This is a genomic window from Streptomyces sp. NPDC053427 (assembly GCF_044544985.1).
Taxonomy (GTDB): domain Bacteria; phylum Actinomycetota; class Actinomycetes; order Streptomycetales; family Streptomycetaceae; genus Streptomyces.
Genome location: NZ_JBITYA010000001.1, coordinates 812223 through 831407, shown reverse-complemented (window position 1 = coordinate 831407; position 19185 = coordinate 812223). Strand labels below are relative to the sequence as shown.

Annotated in this window: 19 protein-coding genes; 6 read left to right on the top strand and 13 right to left on the bottom strand. The window is 71.8% G+C overall.

Annotated elements, in window-relative coordinates:
- Positions 1–51: 51 nt before the first annotated feature.
- Genes ACIGWZ_RS03225 through hsaA form a run of 3 tightly spaced genes read right to left on the bottom strand, consistent with a single transcriptional unit; the run spans position 52 to position 3022 of the window.
- The gene (locus ACIGWZ_RS03225) at positions 52–948 is read right to left on the bottom strand and encodes a VOC family protein (RefSeq protein ID WP_400060234.1); all 897 of its coding nucleotides are present in this window, start codon (positions 946–948) and stop codon (positions 52–54) included.
- Between the two features lie 35 nt (positions 949–983).
- The gene (hsaD, locus tag ACIGWZ_RS03220; protein WP_400060231.1) at positions 984–1850 is read right to left on the bottom strand and encodes a 4,5:9,10-diseco-3-hydroxy-5,9,17-trioxoandrosta-1(10),2-diene-4-oate hydrolase; all 867 of its coding nucleotides are present in this window, start codon (positions 1848–1850) and stop codon (positions 984–986) included.
- Positions 1847–3022, bottom strand: a complete 1176-nt coding sequence (gene hsaA / locus ACIGWZ_RS03215; protein ID WP_400060229.1) for a 3-hydroxy-9,10-secoandrosta-1,3,5(10)-triene-9,17-dione monooxygenase oxygenase subunit — start codon at positions 3020–3022, stop codon at positions 1847–1849. Before hsaA ends, hsaD begins: the two co-directional genes overlap by 4 nt.
- 239 nt (positions 3023–3261) lie before the next feature.
- On the opposite strand from hsaA, the gene ACIGWZ_RS03210 reads away from it, so the two are divergent.
- On the top strand, positions 3262–4140 hold the full coding sequence (locus tag ACIGWZ_RS03210; RefSeq protein WP_400060228.1) for an IclR family transcriptional regulator: 879 nt from the start codon (positions 3262–3264) through the stop codon (positions 4138–4140).
- A 282-nt stretch (positions 4141–4422) separates the two neighbouring features.
- On the opposite strand, the gene ACIGWZ_RS03205 is transcribed toward ACIGWZ_RS03210, so the two are convergent.
- From ACIGWZ_RS03205 to ACIGWZ_RS03170, 8 genes are all read right to left on the bottom strand, one after another.
- Entirely contained in the window at positions 4423–5511 is a 1089-nt protein-coding gene (locus tag ACIGWZ_RS03205) for a 2Fe-2S iron-sulfur cluster-binding protein (protein WP_400060226.1), read from the bottom strand.
- Positions 5504–5848 carry a hypothetical protein gene (locus ACIGWZ_RS03200; RefSeq protein WP_400060224.1) on the bottom strand — a complete coding sequence of 115 codons (345 nt, stop codon included), beginning with the start codon at positions 5846–5848 and terminating at the stop codon, positions 5504–5506. The genes ACIGWZ_RS03205 and ACIGWZ_RS03200 overlap by 8 nt, the downstream gene beginning before the upstream one ends.
- 10 nt (positions 5849–5858) lie before the next feature.
- Positions 5859–6995 (bottom strand): Rieske 2Fe-2S domain-containing protein, encoded by a 1137-nt coding sequence (locus ACIGWZ_RS03195; protein WP_400060222.1) that lies wholly within the window; start codon positions 6993–6995, stop codon positions 5859–5861.
- A 13-nt stretch (positions 6996–7008) separates the two neighbouring features.
- Positions 7009–8106, bottom strand: a complete 1098-nt coding sequence (gene dmpG, locus ACIGWZ_RS03190; protein ID WP_400060220.1) for a 4-hydroxy-2-oxovalerate aldolase — start codon at positions 8104–8106, stop codon at positions 7009–7011.
- Positions 8103–9065: an acetaldehyde dehydrogenase (acetylating) gene (locus ACIGWZ_RS03185; protein ID WP_400060218.1), complete on the bottom strand. Its 963-nt coding sequence runs from the start codon at positions 9063–9065 to the stop codon at positions 8103–8105. The genes dmpG and ACIGWZ_RS03185 overlap by 4 nt, the downstream gene beginning before the upstream one ends.
- A gap of 7 nt (positions 9066–9072) precedes the next feature.
- Positions 9073–9855, bottom strand: coding sequence for a 2-keto-4-pentenoate hydratase (locus ACIGWZ_RS03180; protein WP_400060216.1), 783 nt, complete (start codon positions 9853–9855; stop codon positions 9073–9075).
- A 211-nt stretch (positions 9856–10066) separates the two neighbouring features.
- Positions 10067–10978, bottom strand: a complete 912-nt coding sequence (locus tag ACIGWZ_RS03175; RefSeq protein ID WP_400060214.1) for an SDR family oxidoreductase — start codon at positions 10976–10978, stop codon at positions 10067–10069.
- The gene (locus ACIGWZ_RS03170; protein ID WP_400060212.1) at positions 10975–11769 is read right to left on the bottom strand and encodes an SDR family oxidoreductase; all 795 of its coding nucleotides are present in this window, start codon (positions 11767–11769) and stop codon (positions 10975–10977) included. The genes ACIGWZ_RS03175 and ACIGWZ_RS03170 overlap by 4 nt, the downstream gene beginning before the upstream one ends.
- An 82-nt stretch (positions 11770–11851) precedes the next feature.
- On the opposite strand from ACIGWZ_RS03170, the gene ACIGWZ_RS03165 reads away from it, so the two are divergent.
- The 5 genes from ACIGWZ_RS03165 (at position 11852) to ACIGWZ_RS03145 (ending at position 16383) form a co-directional block, all read left to right on the top strand.
- Positions 11852–12631: an enoyl-CoA hydratase family protein gene (locus tag ACIGWZ_RS03165; protein ID WP_400060210.1), complete on the top strand. Its 780-nt coding sequence runs from the start codon at positions 11852–11854 to the stop codon at positions 12629–12631.
- The gene (locus ACIGWZ_RS03160; RefSeq protein ID WP_400060208.1) at positions 12628–13467 is read left to right on the top strand and encodes a CoA transferase subunit A; all 840 of its coding nucleotides are present in this window, start codon (positions 12628–12630) and stop codon (positions 13465–13467) included. Before ACIGWZ_RS03165 ends, ACIGWZ_RS03160 begins: the two co-directional genes overlap by 4 nt.
- Positions 13464–14210, top strand: coding sequence for a CoA-transferase subunit beta (locus ACIGWZ_RS03155; RefSeq protein WP_400060206.1), 747 nt, complete (start codon positions 13464–13466; stop codon positions 14208–14210). Before ACIGWZ_RS03160 ends, ACIGWZ_RS03155 begins: the two co-directional genes overlap by 4 nt.
- A gap of 74 nt (positions 14211–14284) precedes the next feature.
- The gene (locus tag ACIGWZ_RS03150) at positions 14285–15328 is read left to right on the top strand and encodes an NAD(P)H-dependent flavin oxidoreductase (protein WP_400060802.1); all 1044 of its coding nucleotides are present in this window, start codon (positions 14285–14287) and stop codon (positions 15326–15328) included.
- 128 nt (positions 15329–15456) lie between these two features.
- Complete coding sequence (locus ACIGWZ_RS03145) at positions 15457–16383, top strand: tyrosine-protein phosphatase (protein ID WP_400060205.1); 927 nt, start codon at positions 15457–15459, stop codon at positions 16381–16383.
- Positions 16384–16408: 25 nt separating this feature from the next.
- Here ACIGWZ_RS03145 and ACIGWZ_RS03140 read toward each other — a convergent pair whose 3' ends face one another.
- Entirely contained in the window at positions 16409–17998 is a 1590-nt protein-coding gene (locus ACIGWZ_RS03140) for an FAD-binding protein (RefSeq protein WP_400060203.1), read from the bottom strand.
- Positions 17998–19155 carry an acetyl-CoA C-acetyltransferase gene (locus tag ACIGWZ_RS03135; protein ID WP_400060201.1) on the bottom strand — a complete coding sequence of 386 codons (1158 nt, stop codon included), beginning with the start codon at positions 19153–19155 and terminating at the stop codon, positions 17998–18000. Before ACIGWZ_RS03135 ends, ACIGWZ_RS03140 begins: the two co-directional genes overlap by 1 nt.
- Positions 19156–19185 lie beyond the last annotated feature (30 nt).

Genomic DNA, 19185 nt, shown 5'->3' with positions numbered 1-19185 from the left:
GGGTCGTCCCGCTCCTTGTCCCGGCCGCAGGGCGGAAGGCCGCGGGCTCGGTCAGCCGTTCCACTGGTGGCCCCAGAAGCTGTCGGAGGTGATCTCCTTCGTGGTCCAGGTGGCCGGGTCGACGATCAGGCCGTCCCAGCCGTATTCGACCTGGAAGCCGCCGGGTGCCTGGGCGTAGAACGACACCATGTGGTCGTTGGAGTGCCGGCCCAGCGAGGAGGCGATCGGGATGCCCGCCTCGTTCATCCGGTCCAGGCAGAAGCCGACGTCGTCGAGCCTCTCCAGCTCGACCATGAAGTGCACGATGCCGGGCGGGAGGGCTCCCGGGTAGAGGCCGAGGCTGTGGTGGCGGGCGTTGGGGCTGAGGAAGTTCATCCAGAACAAGTCGCGGCCCGGCTCGCCGGTCGGGACGGCGACGGGCGGCAGCTTCATCCGGTCGCGCAGCTGGAAGCCGAGCAGGTTCTCGTAGAAGTCGACGGCCGCGTCCATGTCGGGCGCGGGCAGGACGACATGGCCGAGGCCCAGGTGATCGCCGGTGACGAAGCGGTTGCCGTACGGGGTGCCGAGCGGGGTGTGGTCCTGGGCCTGGCCCCAGTAGATCTCCAGGGGGTTGCCGGCCGGGTCGTCGCAGTGGATCAGGCCCTGTACGCGGCGTTCGGCGAGGGTGGCCTCGTCGGCGTGCTTGACGGCGACACCGGCCGCTTCGAGTTCGGCGGCAGCCTCGGCCAGCGCCTTGGCGCCCGCGACCTCGAAGCCGGCGGCGACGAGCCGGTCCTGTGCGCCGGCGACGAAGGAGAAGCGGCGGATGCGGTCGTCGATACGGACGTGGAGCACCTCGTCCGTGGTGCCCTCGGCCTCGGCCATCCCGAGGATGTCGAGGACGTAGGTGCGCCACTCGGCGAGCTTGGCGGTCTCGATGCGCAGATATCCCAGGGAGCGAATGTCCATGATGAGGTCCTCGGAGTTCTCGTTTCCGGTGTGACTCAGTGCGAGAAGAAGTCGATGGCGAGGCGGTTGAACTCGTCGAACCGCTCCGTCTGTGCCCAGTGGCCGCAGTGCGGGAAGACGTGCAGGCGCGCATCGGGGATGGTCTTGAGGGCGACCAGCGCTCCGTCGAGCGGGTTGGTGCGGTCCTCGCGGCCCCAGGTGATCAGCGTGGGGTGGGTGATGCGGTGCGCCTCGCGCCACAGCATGGTGTCCTGGGGCCACTTGGCGAACGACGCGCCCATCCGGGCGGTGCCCAGGCGGGCGTCGGGGTCGACGGCCTGCGCGTAGCGCTCCTCGACGAAGGCGTCGGTGACGATCGCCGGGTCGTAGGCCATGGTCAGCAGGAAGTCCCGCATCTGCTCGCGGGTGGGCTCGCCGGAGCCGTCGGCGGCGTTGAAGGCGAAGAGCTTCTTGATGCCCTCGGTCGGGTCGGGCGAGAAGAGGTTGAGGGAGATGCCGCCGGGGCCCATCAGGAGGAGCTTGCCGACCTTGTCCGGATGGTCGAGGGCCATCCGGGTGGCGGTGCCGCCGCCGAGCGAGTTGCCGATGAAGTGGGCTTCTTTCAGGCCGAGTTGGTCCATCAGCGCCGCCACGGCATCGGCGGCGAAGGAGAAGAAGTCCTTGTCCGGCTCGGGCTTGTCGGAGGCGCCGTAACACGGCTGGTCGATCAGCAGCGTACGGAAGTGCTCCGCGAAGACGGGCATGTTGCGGCCGAAGTTGGACCAGCCGGAGGCTCCGGGGCCGCCGCCGTGCAGCATGATCACCACGGGCGCGTCCCGCGGCCCCGCTTCGTTGTAGTGCAGGCTCAGGCCGCCGGCCCTGGCGACCTTCACGGTCTTCGAGGTGCTCTCGTAGGTGATCACAGCATCGTGTCCTGGATGTCGATGCCGAGCGCACCCTGGCCGAAGTGGACCAGCGCCCGCTCGGGGTCGTTGGCGGCGTGGCCGCGGCCGGTGTGGACATCGCGCCAGGCGCGCTGGACGGCGTTCGGGCCGGCGCGCATGGCGCTGCCACCGGCGTTCTCCATCAGCAGGTCCACCGCGGCGACCGCCCGCTCGGTGGCGAGCACCTGGTCGCGGCGGGCGCGGGTACGCAGCCCCATCGGCAGCTCCTCACCCCGCACCGCCAGCTCGTACAACTCGCCGATGTTCCGCGTCAGTTGAAGCCATGCGGCGTCGATGTCGCTGGCGGCGCGGGCGATCCGCACCTGGGCGAACGGATCCTCGGCGACCTTCTGGCCGTACGAGACCCGGAACCGCTCCCGCGTGGCGGCGACATAGCCCTCGTACGCCCCCTCCGCGATGCCGACGATCGGCGTCGAGATGGTGGTGGTGAAGACGGATGCGTACGGCAGCCGGTAGAGGGGTTCGGGGTGGACCCGGTGGCCGGGGCAGTCGAGCGCGCTGACCGGGCCGAAGCCGAGGGCCCGGTGCTCGGGGACGAAGACGTCCTCCATGACGATGTCGTTGCTGCCGGTGCCGCGCAGGCCGACGGTGTCCCAGACATCGACGATGCGGTAGTCGGTGCGCGGCACCAGGAACGTGTAGACCTCGACCGGCTTGCCGTCGCTGTCGGTGACCAGGCCGCCGAGCAGCGCCCAGTCGGTGTGGTCGCAGCCGGAGGAGAAGTGCCAGCGGCCGGAGACCTTGAAACCCCCCGTGACCGGGGTGACGTCGCTGGTGGGGGCGTACGAAGAGGAGATCCGGGTGTGCGGGTCCTCGCCCCACACCTCGTCCTGGGCGCGGCGGTCGTAGAGCGCCACGTGCCAGGGGTGGACGCCGACGACGGAGGCGACCCAGCCGGTCGAACCGCAGGCCTTGGCTATGTCCTTGACGCAGCGGTAGAAGACCAGCGGGTCGGCGGCCAGTCCGCCGTAGGCCTGCGGCTGAAGCAGCCGGAAGAAGCCGGTCTCCTCCAGGTCCTTGATGGACGTCTCGGGCACCTTGCGGAGCGTCTCGGCCTCCGCGGCCCGCTCACGCAGGGCCGGGGCGAGTTCGCGGACCGCTGCGAGTACGTCGTCGTCGCGCATGCGCATCCCCTCTCGGGTCGTACGGGATGGGCCCCTGCCGCTCCGTCCCGCGGCAGGGGTAGGGGGAACCTACGCTTTACTATTCCGAAACGAAATACCCTCTTCCCACTCAGCGGGAGGGCTGGCAGTCTCCCCGCAACCCCGGAAAAACCTGGTCACGGCCCTGCTCCGGTCCGTACCAGGGGTGCAACGCCGGGGTGTTGCGCCGTTCCGGCCGTTCTGTGGGATTCCGTGGAGGTACACCGATGACGCAGCAGTCCCTCGAGGGCGACTGCCCGCCGCCGTCGCTGCTGGAGAAGGCCGCGCGGGTGATGAGCGCGTTCAGCAGCACGGATCCGCGCCTCACCCTGACCGAAGTGGTGGAGCGCTCGGGGGTGCCCAGATCCTCCGCGCACCGCATCCTCGACCAGCTGATGCAGCTGCGCTGGCTGGAGCGGGAGGGCCGCGGCTACCGCCTCGGCATGGGGATGCTGGAGCTGGGGGCGCTGGCCTCCCATCACCACCGGCTGCGCCGGGCGGCCCTGCCGCATCTGCACGAACTCCATGAGTCCACCGGGCATCTGGTGCATCTGGCGGTGCTGGACGATGCGGAGGTGGTCGTGGTGGAACGGATCGGCGGGGCGATGGACACCGCGGTGCCCTCGCGGGTCGGCGGCCGGCTGCCCGCCTACTGCACCGCGGCGGGCAAGGCGATCCTGGCGTTCAGCGACGATGCGCTGGTGGAGCAGGTGATCCGGCGCGGGCTGCGGGCCCGCACGCCGCGCACCCTCAGCCGCCCGCAGGCGCTGCACGGCGAGCTCATCTCGGCACGTCGGCGCGGCGTCGCCTTCGATCGTGAGGAGGCGTACCGGGGCGTGTCATGTGTGGCCGTACCGCTGCGCGGGGCGGGCCGGGCGATCGCCGCGATCTCCCTGTCCGGCAACGGGGCGCATCGCGAACTGGAGCGCCTGGTGCCTGCCGTGACGGACTGTGCGCGGTCGGTGTGGCAGTCACTGTTCGGGCCGGGGCGGCGGACGGGAAAACCACAGAAGCCGCCCCGTCCCGCCGCCCCGGCGGGGCCGAGGCTGTCGCCCGCCGCGATGGACAGCACGATGGCTTGGATCCGGGACAGCGAGTGGCTGTGACGGCGACAGCGAATGGCGGCGACGGCGACAGCGAGTGGCGGCGGCGGTCGCCGTGAGGGCCGGGGCGTCGAGCGGCCGACCGCCAGGACGTCGAGTGTGGCTGTGACGGCCGCCGTGACGGCCGGGGCGTCCGACTCGGGGCGCCTGGTCCCACCGCTTGGCCTTGCGCTGCCTCCTCATATTCCGGCAACGATTACGGAGAGTGATTGGTTCCCGGGTGGATACGGAGAGTAGTCACGGCTCGTTGGTGGGCGAGGGCTGTGTGTTGGTGGTGGGCGAGGGTCATGTGTAGGTGATTTTGGCTTGGTTGGTGAGGGGCAGGCTCTGGCAGGCCAGGATGTAGCCGTCCGCGAGGTCGGTCTCGTCGAGTACTTCATTGCGTGTCATCTTCACCTCGCCGTCCAGTAGTCGGCACGTACAGGCGGCGCAGGCGCCCTCCCGGCAGGAGTACGGGGCGTCGACCCCGGCGGCGAGCAGCGCGTCGAGGAGGGGGGTGCCCGACGACCAGTTGATCTCGTGGGTCTCGCCGTCGAGTTCGACCTGGGCGGTGCCGGTCGCCTCGGCCATGCCGGTCGTGTCGGCGGTGTCAGCCGTGCCGGTCGCCTCGGCCGTGTCGGCCGCAGCCGATACGGGCGGGCCGGCTGTGGACGAGGTCCCGAATGCGGCGCCGCTGAGGGAGAAGAACCGTTCGCGGTGCAGCTGGTCGCGGGTCGCGCCGAGGGCGCGCAGGGCTTCCTCGGCGGCGTCCATCAGGGGCTGCGGGCCGCACAGGTAGGCGGTTCGGCCCGCGTACGGGGCGAGCGCGGCGGCCAGCCGGTCCGCGGCGGGCAGGCCCTGGAGGCTCTCCAGCCAGTGGAACACCTGGAGCCGGTCCGGGTAGTCCTCGGCCAGCTCCCGCAGTTCGTCGCGGAAGATGACGGTGGATTCGGCGCGGTTGGCATAGAGGAGGGCGAGCCGGCCCCGGCCCTGGGTCAGCGAGGATTTGACGATCGATATCACCGGGGTGATGCCGCTGCCGCCGGCGATCAGCAGGAGGTCCGCATCCAGGCCGGACGGGGTGAACGTACCGGCGGGTGGCAGGACCTCCAGTTCGGTGCCGGGTGCGGCGTGGTCGCACAGCCAGTTGGAGCCGTGGCCGCCGGGGACCCGTTTGACCGTGACCTTCATCGGTTCGCCGGTGTGCGGGGAGCTGGCGAGGGAGTAGCAGCGGGCCGTCACCGCTTCCCCGTTCGCGCCGGGCAGATTGAATGTGAGGAACTGGCCCGGCCGGTAACGGAGTTGGGGTGCACTTTCGAAGACCAGGGAGCGGGCGTCGGCGGTCTCCTCGATCACCTCGGCGATCACCAGCCGGTGCGTACGCGGCTCAGCCATCGGTCACCGCCGACGCTTCGCAGGTATCGGCCACCGCCGCGTTCCCGTCCACTTTCCTGTCCACGTTCGCGTCCGCATTCCCGTCCCCGTCCCCGTGCGCATCCCCGTCCACGTTCCCGTCCTTGTCGGCGACCACCAGCGTCCCGTTCTCGACGGCGCGGGCGATGCTCTCGCGCAGCGCGTCGCAGGAACGCACCCGGGCGCTCAGTTCGCCCGCCGCCACCCGGGCGCGGATCCGCGGGCAGGTCCCGGCGGCGTCGGTGGTCCACTGCACCTGGGTGTGGGCGGGGCTGAATTTCTCGCACAGGACCTGATTTCCGCAGGTCCCGCAGGCCACGGGCCGCATCTCAGGCCCCGGCCGCGCGGCGGGCGAGGTTGTCCGCGACCTCGGCCTGCCAGGCCGCGTTGGCCCGGGTGGTGTCGATCTCGAACTCGAAGCGGCGCACCATTTCGTCCTTGACGTCGGCGACGTCCACATAGAACTGCTCGTACCAACGGCGGAGTTGGTAGACCGGGCCGTCTTCCTCGGTGAGGAGCGGATTATCGATCCGGGTCTTGTTCCGCCAGATCTCGACGTCCTGCTCGAAGCCGATCCTGAGGCCTTCGGAGGCGAGCCGGGCGGCCTCGGCGGCCTGTTCGTCGTTCATGCCGGGGAGCTTTTTGACGCTCGCGCCGTACATCAGCAGGAAGCTGTTCTCGTCGATCGGGTAATGGCAGTTGATCAGGACGGACTCCATCTCGCCCGCGTCGCCGGCGTCGGTCCAGAGTTTGTCGATCATGTAGGAGGGGCCGTAGTACGAGGCGTCGGAGCGCAGTTCACCGGTGGAGGAGAGGGTGCCGAGGTCGATGTCGCCGCGAGGGGTCGATTCCATGTACTGGGTGGCGACATGGCCGTCGAAGACGTTTTTGAAGTACGTGGGGAAGGAGTAGTGGATGTAGTAGAAGTGGGCCATGTCGACGACGTTGTCGACGATTTCGCGGCAGTTGGAGTTCTCGACGCGGAGGGAATTCCAGGACCAGCCGGACCAGTCGGCGGAGCCGATGCCCTCGATTTCGGGGATGGTGACCTCGGGGGGCGGCGGGTTGCCCTCGGGGTCGTGCCAGACGTAGAGCTGCTGGTTGCGTTCGAGGGAGGTCCAGGCGCGGGTGCGGGCGCGCGGCGGGACGCGGCGGGCGTACGGGATGCCGGCGCAGCGGCCGTTGCCGGACCAGCGCCAGTCGTGGAAGGGGCAGGCGACGGTGTCGCCCTTGACGGTGCCGCGGGCGAGGTTGCCGCCCATGTGCGGGCAGTAGGCGTTGAGGATGTGCAGTTCGCCGTCGTCGGCGCCCTGGAAGACGACGAGTCGGGTGCCGAACGCCTCGATCTCGTGCGGCGCCCCGTCCTTGAACGTGTCGGCGAGGCCGAGACAGTGCCAGCCCCGGGCGAACCGGGTGGGCGGCGCGGCCGCCTCGATGACACGGGCCTCTTCGTTGAGTGCGGTCATCGTCTCTCTCCCTCTACTTCCGTGCCGCGAGTTCGACGGCGATGTCGATGAGCTGGTCCTCCTGGCCGCCGACGAGGCGGCGTTCGCCCGCCCGCAGCAGGATGTCGGCGCCGGAGACGCCGTAGCGTTCGGCCTGCTGGTAGGCGTGTTTGAGGAAGCTGGAGTAGACGCCGGCGTGCCCCATCAGCAGGGCGAGCCGGTCGAGTCGGCACTCGTCGTCCATGACGGGGCGGACCGCGTCCTCGGCCGCGTCGATGATCTTGAGTACGTCGATGCCGGTGCGGATACCCATCTTGGCGCAGACCGCGACCAGTGCCTCGACGGCGGTGTTGCCGGCGCCCGCGCCGAGGCGGCGGGTGGAGCCGTCGATCTGGAGCGCTCCCGCCTTGATGGCCGCGAGGGAGTTGCCGGTTCCCAGGGCCAGGTTCTCGTGTCCGTGGAAGCCGACCTGGGCGTCGTCGCCGAGCTCGGCGACCAGTGCCGCGACGCGGTCGGTGACGTCGTCCATGACCATGGCGCCGGCCGAGTCGACGACGTAGACGCACTGGCAGCCCGCATCGGCCATGATGCGGCCCTGCCGGGCGAGCTTTTCGGGGGTGGTGGAGTGCGCCATCATCAGGAAGCCGACGGTCTCCAGGCCCATGTCGCGGGCGAGTCCGAAGTGCTGGAGGGAGATGTCGGCCTCGGTGCAGTGGGTGGCGATCCGGCAGATCTGCGCGCCGTTGCCGTGGGCGGTGCGGATGTCGTCCTTGACGCCGAGGCCGGGCAGCATGAGGAAGGCGATCTTCGCTTCCTGGGCGGTGTCCACGGCGATCTTGATGAGTTCTTGCTCGGGGGTCCTGGAGAAGCCGTAGGTGAAGGACGAGCCGCCGAGTCCGTCGCCGTGGGTGACCTCGATGACGGGGACGCCCGCGCCGTCGAGGGCCGCGACGATCGACCGTACGTCCTCGCCGGTGAACTGGTGCCGCTTGGCGTGCGAACCGTCGCGCAGGGAGGAGTCGGTGACGCGGATGTCGAGGGTGTCGGAGTAGGTCTTGGTGCCGGAGCCCGTGGGGGTGCCGGGGACGGTGCCCGTGCCGGAGTCGGTGGTGGTGCCGGAGTCGGTGTTCATGCCTGCATGCCCTTCGCGAACTCCTCGCCGACCTTGGTGGCGGCGGCGGTCATGATGTCGAGGTTGCCTGCGTACGGCGGCAGGAAGTCACCGGCGCCTTCGACCTCCAGGAAGATCGCGACCCGGGCCATGCCGCCGCTGACCGGCGAAGGATCGTCGAACTGCGGCTCGGTGCGCAGGCGGTAGCCGGGTACGTACGTGGCGACCTGCTCGGCGATCTCCTTGACGGACTGGGCGATGGCGGCCCGGTCGGCGTCCTCGGGGAGGGCGCAGAAGACGGTGTCGCGCATGATGACGGGTGGTTCGGCGGGGTTGAGGATGATGATCGCCTTGCCGCGGGCGGCGCCGCCGATGGTTTCGATGCCGCGCGAGGTGGTGCGGGTGAACTCGTCGATGTTGGCGCGGGTGCCGGGGCCGGCGGAGACGGAGGCGACCGAGGCGACGATCTCCGCGTACGGGACGGGGACCACCCGGGAGACCGCGTACACCATGGGGATGGTGGCCTGGCCGCCGCAGGTGATCATGTTGACGTTGGGGGCGTCGAGGTGCTCGCGGAGGTTGGCGGGCGGGACGACGGCGGGGCCGACGGCGGCCGGGGTGAGGTCGACGGCCTTGATGCCGCGCTCGGCGTAGCGCGGGGCGTTGGCCCGGTGGACGGAGGCGGAGGTGGCTTCGAAGACGAGGTCGGGCGTCTCGTCCTGGGCGAGCAGCCAGTCGACGCCCTCGTGGCTGGCTTCCAGGCCGGCGCTGCGGGCGCGGGCGAGTCCCTCGCTGTCCGGGTCGACGCCGATCATCCAGCGGGGTTCGATGAGTGGGGAGCGTTGCAGCTTGTGGAGCAGGTCGGTGCCGATGTTGCCGGATCCGACGATCGCGGCGGTGGCCTTGCGCCTGGTCCTGTCGGAGGGCGTGGTCTTGTCCGACGGCGTGGTGTTGTCCGACGGCGTGGTCTTGCTGGTCATCATCACCTCAGATGAACGAGAGGGAGACCGAGCCCAGCCCGGTGAACTCGGCGGTGAAGGTCGCTCCGGCCGTCACCGCGACGGCGCGGGTGCAGGAGCCGGGCAGGACCAGGTGGCCCTTCCTGAGGGGCACTGCGAAGCGGGCGACGGTGCGGGCGAGCCAGGCGACGGAGCGGGCCGGGTCGCCGAGTACGGCGTCGCTGCGGCCCGCGGCGAGCTCCTGCCGGTCGTCGCGCAGTACCGCGTCGATGGCCTTGAGGTCGAGCTCGCGCGGGTCGCGGCCGTCGCCGATGACATAGCCGGCGGAGGAGGCGTTGTCGGCGATGGTGTCGGGCAGCGCGATCTGCCAGTCGCGGATCCTGCTGTCGATCAACTCCAGGGCGGGTACGACCCGTTCGGTGGCGGCGAGCACATCGGCCACCGTGCATTCCTCGCCCGGCAGATCGTCGCCGAGGACGAAGCCGACCTCGACCTCGATGCGCGGGGCGCAGTAGCGGGCGGCAGGTACGGGCCGGTCCCGGTGCAGTGCCATGCCGTCGAGGAGGTGGCCGTAGTCGGGTTCGTCGACGCCCATCATCTGCTGCATGACCGGGGAGGACAGTCCGACCTTGTGGCCGGTGACGGTGGCGCCGGCGGCGCACCGCTGCCGGATGTTGATCAGCTGGATCTCGTAGGCGTCCTCGGCGTCGATGCCCGGGAAGGCGTCGACGAGGGGAGCGACGGGGGTGCCGCTGCGCTCGGCGTCCCGCAGCAGTTCTGCCGCGAGGTGCCGTTGGCGGTCACTGAGCATGGGGTGGTCCTCCGCGGGGCGGTCGGTTCGTCCGGGGAGGCTAAGCGGGGTGGCCTGCGGGCGGGGAGCGCGCGTTCCCGCTGAGCGGGATTTCGGCGACGTGAGGTGATGCCGATCAGTCGTGGCCCCTGGCGTCGGCCCGGCCGGGCGGGGTGGGACGAGGCCGACGGCCCGCCGGCGCCCCGGCCCCGCCCCGCCCGGCCGGCGCCGCTCAGCGCGCCCCGTACACCGGCTGCGGCGGCTCGGCGGCGGCGAGGAGCTTGCGGGCGGTCTCGCCGGCCTCGGCCGGGGTCCAGCGGGCGCCCTTGTCGGCGGTGGGGCCCGGCCGCCAGCCCTCCATCACGGTGATCCGGCCGGCCTCGGCCTCGAAGACCCGGCCGGTGACGCCGTCGCTGGCGGCGGAGGCCAGCCAGACGACCAGCGGGGAGACGTTCTCGGGGGCCATCGCGTCGAACTCCCCCTCGGCGGGCGCGGCCATGGTCTCGGCGAAGGTCTGCTCGGTCATCCGGGTGCGGGCGGCCGGGGCGAGGGCGTTGACCTGGACGCCGTAGCGGCCCATTTCGGCGGCGGCGACGAGGGTGAGGCCGATGATCCCGGCCTTGGCGGCGGCGTAGTTGCCCTGGCCGACGCTGCCGAGGAGTCCGGCGCCCGAGCTGGTGTTGACGACCCGGGCGTCGGGTGTCCGGCCGGCCTTGGCCTCGGCGCGCCAGTGTCCGGCGGCGTGCTTGAGCGGCAGGAAGTGGCCCTTGAGGTGGACCCGCATGACCGCGTCCCAGTCGTCCTCGTCGAGGTTGACGAGCATCCGGTCGCGCAGGAATCCGGCGTTGTTGACGAGGGTGTCGAGGCGGCCGAAGGAGTCGAGGGCGGTGGCGACGAGGGAGGCGGCGCCGTCGGTGGTGGTGATGTCGCCGGTGTGGGCGGCGGCCTGGCCGCCGAGGGCGCGGATCTCGTCGACGACGCGCTGGGCGGGTCCGGCGGAGGTGCCGGCTCCGTCGGCGGCCACGCCGAGGTCGTTGACGACTACGGAGGCTCCTTCGGCGGCGAGGGCGAGGGCGTGTGCGCGGCCCAGGCCCCGGCCGGCTCCGGTGACGGCGGCGACGCGTCCGGCGCAGATTCCGGTCATTGCTGGTTCTCCTTGGGGTGGTTGACGGTGGCGGCGTCGAGGAAGGCGGGGCGTTCGCCGCCGCCGTGGACGAGCAGGGAGGCGCCGCTGAGGTAGCCGGCGCGGTCGGAGGCGAGGAAGACGCAGGCGTCGCCGATCTCGGCGGGTTCGGCGAGCCGGCCGAGGGGCACGGTGGCGCCGACGGCGGCGATGCCCGCCTCGTCGCCGTAGTGCAGGGCGGAGAGTTCGGTGCGCACCATGCCCAGGACGAGGGTGTTGACGCGGACCGTCGGCGCCCATTCGACGGCCATGGAGCGGGCGAGGTTGTCCAGGCCGGCCTTGGCGGCGCCGTAGGCGGCGGTGCCGGGTGAGGGGCGGGTGCCGCTGACGCTGCCGATCATGATGATCGAACCGCCGTCGGGCTGGGTGCGCATCACCTCGTAGGCGGCGAGCGAGGCGGTCATCGGCGCGGTGAGGTTGAGTTCGAGGACCCGGGTGTGCCGTGCGGCGTCGGTTTCGCCGAGGAGGCGGTAGGGGGTGCCTCCGGCGTTGTTGACCAGGCAGTCCAGTCGGCCGTGGTCGGCCGCGACGCGGGGGAAGAAGTCCCGTACGGCGGCCGGGTCGCGCAGGTCGAGGGGGTGGAAGTGCGCGGTGCGGCCGCCGGCTTCGACGGGTGTGTCGGGTGGTCTGCGGGCGCAGATCACGACGGTGGCTCCGGCCTGGAGGAATGCGCGGGCGATTCCCGCGCCGACGCCCCTGGTGCCGCCGGTGACGACGGCCACCTGTCCGTCCAGATCGAGGGTCAGGCTCATGTGACACCCCTCCCGCAGCGCGCGATCCGCTGCTAACTTCGCTACCTAACAAACGCTTGGTGGAAAGGTAGCTGATCTGCTCATGGGTGTCTCCACCTCCAGGCCGGACGAGGGCATCGCGGTCGTCACCGTCGATTTCCCGCCGGTCAACGCCCTTCCCGTGCAGGGCTGGTACGACCTCGCGGACGCGGTCCGGGCGGCCGGCCGCGACCCCGACATCCGCTGTGTCGTGCTCGCCGCCCAGGGCCGCGGTTTCAACGCGGGCGTCGACATCAAGGAGATGCAGCGGGACACCGCGTCCGGCGGCCACGGCGCGCTGATCGGCGCCAACCGTGGCTGCGCGGAAGCGTTTTCGGCGGTCTACGAGTGCGAGGTGCCCGTGGTCGCCGCGGTGCACGGCTTCTGTCTGGGCGGCGGCATCGGCCTCGTCGGGAACGCGGACGCGATCGTGGCGAGCGAGGACGCCACCTTCGGCCTGCCGGAGCTGGACCGCGGCGCGCTCGGCGCGGCCACGCACCTGGCCCGGCTGGTCCCCCAGCATCTGATGCGCGCGCTCTACTACACCTCGCGCACCGCCACCGCCGCCGAACTGCACGCCCACGGCTCGGTCTGGAAGGTCGTACCGCGCGAGGAACTCACCGACACGGCAAGGGAGTTGGCGCGCGAAATCGCCCGCAAGGACGGCAGCCTCATCCGCCTCGCCAAGGCCGCCATCAACGGCATCGACCCCGTCGACGTACACCGCAGCTACCGCTTCGAGCAGGGCTTCACCTTCGAGGCGAACCTCAGCGGGGTCGCCGACCGCGTCCGCGACACCTTCGGCACCCGGAGCGCGGCAGAGAGCAAGGAGGACCGCTCATGACCGACAAGACCATGACGCCCGAGGACGTCGTCTCCCGCCTGCGCAGCGGAATGACCCTCGGCATCGGCGGCTGGGGTTCGCGCCGTAAACCGATGGCGCTGGTGCGGGCGCTGCTCCGTTCCGAGATCACCGATCTCACCGTCGTCTCGTACGGCGGTCCCGACGTCGGACTGCTCGCCGCCGCCGGGAAGATCCGCAAGCTGGTCGCCCCCTTCGCGACCCTCGACTCCATCCCCCTCGAACCGCACTTCCGGGCGGCCCGCCAGCGCGGCGCCTTCGCGCTGACGGAGGTCGACGAGGCGATGTTCATGTGGGGCCTGCACGCCGCCGCGAACCGTCTGCCCTTCCTCCCCGTACGCGCCGGCCTCGGCTCCGACGTCATGCGCGTCAACCCCGAGCTGAAGACGGTGACCTCACCGTACGAGGACGGCGAGACGTTCGTCGCGATGCCCGCCCTGCGCCTGGACGCGGCCCTGGTGCACGTCAACCGCGCCGACCGGCTCGGCAACGGCCAGTACCTGGGCCCCGACCCGTACTTCGACGACCTGTTCTGCGAGGCCGCCGACCGCGCCTACCTCTCCTGCGAGCGGCTGGTGGACTCCTTCGCCGGCGCCGTCCCGCAGACCCTGCTCGTCAAGCGGCACGCGGTCACCGGAGTCGTCGAGACCCCCAACGGCGCGCACTTCACCTCCTGCGTCCCCGACTACGGCCGCGACGAGCCCTTTCAGAAGCTGTACGCCACCACCCCCTGGCCCGAATTCGCCGAGCGGTTCCTGCACGGGGACGAGAAGACCTACCAGTCCGCGGTCCAGACCTGGCACGAGGAGCAGAAGTGAGCACGACGACCGATGCGTCGACACGCGCCGAGTACTGCGCGGTCGCCTGCGCCGACGCCTGGCGGGACAACGGTGAGGTGCTCGCCAGCCCCATGGGCCTGATCCCGTCCATCGGCGCCCGCCTGGCCAAACGGACCTTCTCCCCCGATCTTCTCCTCACCGACGGCGAGGCGATGATCGTCGGGCTCGACGGGGAACCCGAGGGCTGGCTGCCCTACCGCCAGCATCTGGCCATGGTCACCGGCGGCAGGCGCCACGTCATGATGGGAGCGAGCCAGATCGACCGCTTCGGCAACCAGAACATCTCCTGCATCGGCGACTGGCAGCGGCCCGCCCGGCAGCTCCTGGGCGTGCGCGGCGCCCCCGTCAACACCCTCAACAATCCGGTCAGTTACTGGGTTCCCAAGCACTCCACGCGGGTCTTCGTGGAGAAGGTCGACATGATCAGCGGCGTCGGCTACGACAGCGCGGCCGCCGCCGGTCCGTCGGCGACCCGCTACCACCGCATCCCGCGCGTCGTCACCGATCTCGGCGTCTTCGACTTCGAGACCCCGGACCGCGCCATGCGCCTGGCCTCCCTCCACCCCGGCGTGACGGCGGAGGAGGTCCAGGAGGCAACCGGCTTCCCGCTCACCCGGCCCGACGAGGTGCCCTGCACGCGCGAGCCCACCCCCGAGGAGCTGCGGCTGATCCGCGAGGTCATCGACCCGAAGGGGCTGCGCGACCGCGAGGTGCCCTCGTGAGCGAGGCGAACGGCGCGGAGGAGGCCGGCGGCACGGGCGAGGCGAACGGCGCGGCCGAGGCGAGCGGTGCGGGCATCGTGACGCCGCTGACGAAGCTGGTCGGGGTGCGGCATCCGATCGTGCAGACCGGCATGGGATGGGTGGCCGGGCCACGGCTGGTCTCGGCCGCCGCCCATGCGGGCGCGCTCGGCATCCTCGCCTCGGCCACCATGACGCCCGGTCAGCTGCGGGCCGCCGTGCGCGAGGTCGCCGCCCGCACGGACGCGCCGTTCGGCGTCAATCTGCGGGCGGATGCGGGCGATGCCGCCGAACGCGTGGCCGTCATCGTCGAGGAGGGCGTACGGGTTGCCTCGTTCGCGCTGGCCCCCTCGCGCGAGCTGATCGCCCGGCTCAAGGACGCGGGCGTCATCGTCGTCCCGTCCATCGGCGCCCGCCGGCACGCCGAGAAGGTCGCGGCCTGGGGCGCCGACGCGGTCATCGTCCAGGGCGGTGAGGGCGGCGGCCACACGGGGAACGTCGCCACCACGGTCCTGCTCCCCCAGGTCGTGGACGCCGTGGACATCCCGGTGATCGCCGCGGGCGGCTTCTTCGACGGCCGGGGGCTGGTCGCGGCCCTCTCCTACGGCGCGGCCGGCATCGCCATGGGCACCCGCTTCCTGCTGACCTCGGACAGCACCGTGCCGGGGGCCGTCCAGGCCCGCTATCTGGAAGCGTCCGTCAAGGACATCACCGTCACCACCAAGGTGGACGGCCTGCCGCACCGGATGCTGCGCAGCGAGCTGGTCGCGGCGCTGGAGAAGTCCGGGCGCGCCGCCGCGCTGCTCAAGGCGGTACGGCACGCCGCGTCGTTCAGGAAGCTGTCCGGGCTGAGCTGGGCGCAGATGATCAGCGACGGCTTGGCGATGAAGCACGGCAAGGACCTGACCTGGAGTCAGGTGCTGCTCGCGGCCAACACCCCGATGCTGATGAAGGCGTCGATGGTCGACGGCCGTACCGACCTCGGTGTGATGGCCTCCGGCCAGGTCGCCGGGCTGATCGACGATCTGCCGTCGTGCGCGGAGCTCGTCGACCGGATCATGACCGAGGCGCGGGCGACGCTGGCGTCCCTGCCCCGCTGATCCGGGCCTGCCGGACGACGTCCGGCCCCCTCGTCCCGGACCCGCGTCGGGGCCGCGGTCCGCCGACCGCCGCCGTGCCGCCGGTTCGGGACGGGACCCCTCCATCCCCTCTGCCCAGGAGCCGTCGCGTGTTCCCCACCCGTCGCCGCGCCACCACCCTCCTCTTCGGATCCGCCCTCACCCTCGGCGGGCTCACCGCCTGCGAGTCGGGGCCCGACGACACCCCTTCGGCCACGAAGCACACCCCGTCCGCCGCCCCGGTCCGCGTCCGCCGCATAGCGCTGCAGGGCGCGGTCAACGTCCGCGATCTCGGCGGCTACCGCACCGCCGACGGCCGCGAGGTCCGCTACGGCCGGCTGTTCCGCTCCGGCTCCCTCGCCGAGCTGACCCCGGCCGATCTGCGCACGCTGGCCGGTCTCCGTCTGCGCACGGTCGTGGATCTGCGCGTCCCGGCGGAGCTGCGGTTCGACGGCCGGGACCGGCTGCCGCACGGCCTGGAGGTGATCTCCCGGCCGGTCGGCGACACCGGGCTGTTCCAGGCGATGCAGTCGGCCGTCGCCACCAAGGACCCGGCCGAGCAGCGGAAACGGCTCGGCGGCGGCCGGGCCGAGCGGCGGATGCAGGAGATCTACCCGGGCTTCGTCAGCAACGCCCGCAACCGCGCCCGGTTCGCGGCGACCCTCGAGGACATCGCGCGCGACGGCCGGCTGCCGCTGCTCTTCCACTGCACCTCGGGCAAGGACCGCACCGGCTGGCTGAGCTACGTCCTGCTGCGCCTGCTCGGCGTCCCGCACGCCGCCGCCGAGCGGGACTATCTGCTCTCCAACGCCCTCCGGCGCCCGGCGGACGCCAAGGTCAACGCCGGGCTGAAGAAGGCCGGGATGATGCGGGACACGGATCTGCTGCGGCCGCTCCAGGAGGTCCGCAGAACCTATCTGGACGCGGGACTCGGCGAGCTGCGGCGGGAGTACGGCGGCATCCAGGGCTATGTCACCGAGGGCCTGGGGCTGGACGCGAAAACCGTGGGCCGGGTCCGCGCCCATCTGCTGCGCTGACCCGGCCGGTTTCGCCGCCGCCCGGTCAGCGGGCGGCGGCGTGGGCGCCGGCGCGGCGTCCGGAGAACACCGCGTCGGCGATCGACAGGCCGCTGACGTAGCTGTGCGAGCAGACTCCCACCGCGCTGCGGCCCGCGGCGTACAGCCCGTCGATGACCGAGCCGTCCGGGCGCTGCACCTGCCCGGAGTCGTCGTGCACCCGCAGGCCGCCGAGGGTGATCATCGGGCAGGGGTAGAACAGCGAGCTGCCGAGCGAGCAGTCCAGGACGTAGTACGGGCCGCCGGCCAGCGGCTGGACGTACTCCGCGGGCTTGCCCAGAGGGTCCGGGCGGCCCTCCCGCGCCGCCGCGTTGTAGGCCTCCAGCGTCCGCACCAGCCCGTCGGGGGAGATTCCGGCGCGGGCCGCGGCGGCCGCGGGGGTGGCGGCCTTGTCGTGGCCGAGGGCGAACAGATAGCCCATCTGTGCCTTCTGGAAGAAGACAGTCTGGGTGCGCAGCTCCTTCCTGGCCCGTTCCCAGATCGCCCGGTCGACGACCAGGTAGGCGTGTCCGTCGTGGCGGTTGACCATGTGGTCGCCGATGGCCGCGCCGTAGAGCAGTTCGTTGCAGATGCGCCGGCCCGTTCGGTCGACGAGCAGGCCGCGGCCGAGCGAGGTGGGCGGGGAGAAGAAGCGCCAGGCCGACACCCGGTCCAGATGCGCGGTCGCGCCGCCCGCGGAGGTGCCCAGCCGGATGCCGGATTCGTCGTCGCCGATGGTGCCGAGCGGCCGGCCCGGCAGGTACTGCGGGGCGTGTTCGGTCAGCATCCGGGGGTTGAAGGCGAAGCCGCCGGCGGCGAGGACCACTCCGCGCCGGGCCCGTACGGTGAAGGTCGCGGCGCGTGCCTCCAGCCGCCGCACCGCGCCGACGAGGGCGCCCACGCCCTGCGGGTAGTAGTTGCTGCCCTTGCCCAGGGGTGCGGACAGCGCCCGGTGCGCGCGGGCCGCGGCGCCGGTCAGCTGGGTGTATTCCACGCCGACGACCCGGTCCCCGTCGAGGATCAGGCGCCGTGCGCGGGCCCGGGGGACGAGGGTGACGCCGCGGGCGCGGGCCGCCGCGGCGAGGTGCCCGAAGAGCACCTTGCCCGAGGCGAGCCCCTTGGCCTTGGTGCGGTGGCCGCGGGGTGCGGGCGGTGCCGCGTCGCGGTAGGGCGGGAACTGCTCGTTGCCGGAGTGGTAGAGGAGGTAGTCGTCCGTGGGGTAGGAGGTCTTGAACGGGCAGAGGGTGCCCTCGAAGACCGCGCCCTTCTCCTCCAGCCAGGCCAGGTTCGCGGCGCTGTCCGCGCAGAATCTGCGCAGCAGCGCATCGCTCACCACGCCCTGGGTCTCGGCCTTGAGGTAGGCGTACATGGCGTCGGGGGTGTCGCGCGCCCCGGCGGCGCGCTGCTGCGCGGTGCCGCCGCCGGCGTAGACGACTCCCCCGCTCAGGGCGGTGGCGCCGCCGCCACCGAAGCGGTCCAGGGCGAGGACGTCGGCGCCCGCGTCGGTGGCTTCGAGGGCCGCGGACGCTCCGGCGGCGCCGAACCCCACGACGCACAGGTCGGTCTCGGCGTCCCAGTGGTTGTCCGGCGCGTGCATCAGAGGCGCTCGATGACGGTCACGTTGGCCTGGCCGCCGCCCTCGCACATGGTCTGCAGCCCGAACCGGCCGCCGGTGCGCTCGAGTTCGTGCAGCAGGGTCGTCATCAGCCGGACGCCGGTCGCGCCGAGCGGATGGCCCAGGGCGATGGCGCCGCCGTTGACGTTGACCTTCTCGGGGTCGGCTCCGGTCTCCTTGAGCCAGGCCAGGACCACGGGTGCGAACGCCTCGTTGATCTCGACCAGGTCGATGTCGTCCAGCGACATGCCGGCCTTCTTCAGCGCGTACGCGGTGGCGGGGATCGGCGCGGACAGCATCCGGATCGGGTCCTCGCCGCGCACCGAGAGGTGGTGGATGCGGGCGCGGGGGGTCAGGCCGTGCTCGGCCACCGCCCGTTCGGAGGCCAGCAGCATGGCGGCGGCACCGTCGGAGACCTGCGAGGAGACCGCCGCGGTCAGCCGGCCGCCCTCGACGACGGGCGCCAGCGCGGCCATCTTCTCCAGCGAAGTGGTGCGGCGCGGCCCCTCGTCGGTGGTGACGTCCCCGTACGGGACGATCTCGCGGTCGAAGCGGCCCTCGTCGATGGCGCGGAGGGCGCGCCGGTGCGAGCGGAGCGCGAACTCCTCCATGTCCGTGCGGCTGATGTCCCATTTGGTGGCGATGAGTTCGGCGCCGTGGAACTGGTTGACGGGGGCGTCGCCGTAGCGTGCCCGCCAGCCCGCGGAGCCGGCGTAGGGGCCGTCGGTCAGGCCGAGGGGTTCGGCGGCCTGACGGCTGGCGAAGGCGATCGGGATCTGCGACATGTTCTGTACGCCGCCGGCGACGACCAGGTCCTGAGTGCCGGAGAGCACGCCCTGGGCGGCGAAGTGGACGGCCTGCTGGGAGGAGCCGCACTGGCGGTCGACGGTGACGCCGGGGACCTCCTCGGGCAGCCCGGCGGCCAGCCAGCAGGTGCGGGCGATGTCGCCGGCCTGCGGCCCGACCGTGTCCAGGCAGCCGAAGACGACGTCCTCGACGGCGGCGGGGTCGGCGTCCGTGCGGTCCATCAGCGCCTTGAGCACATGGGCGCCGAGGTCGGCGGGGTGGACGGCGGCCAGTCCGCCGCCTTTTTTGCCGACGGGGGTGCGCAGTGCATCGACGATGTAGGCCTCGGCCATGAGGGTCTCCTTGGTGACGATTCTGCGGAT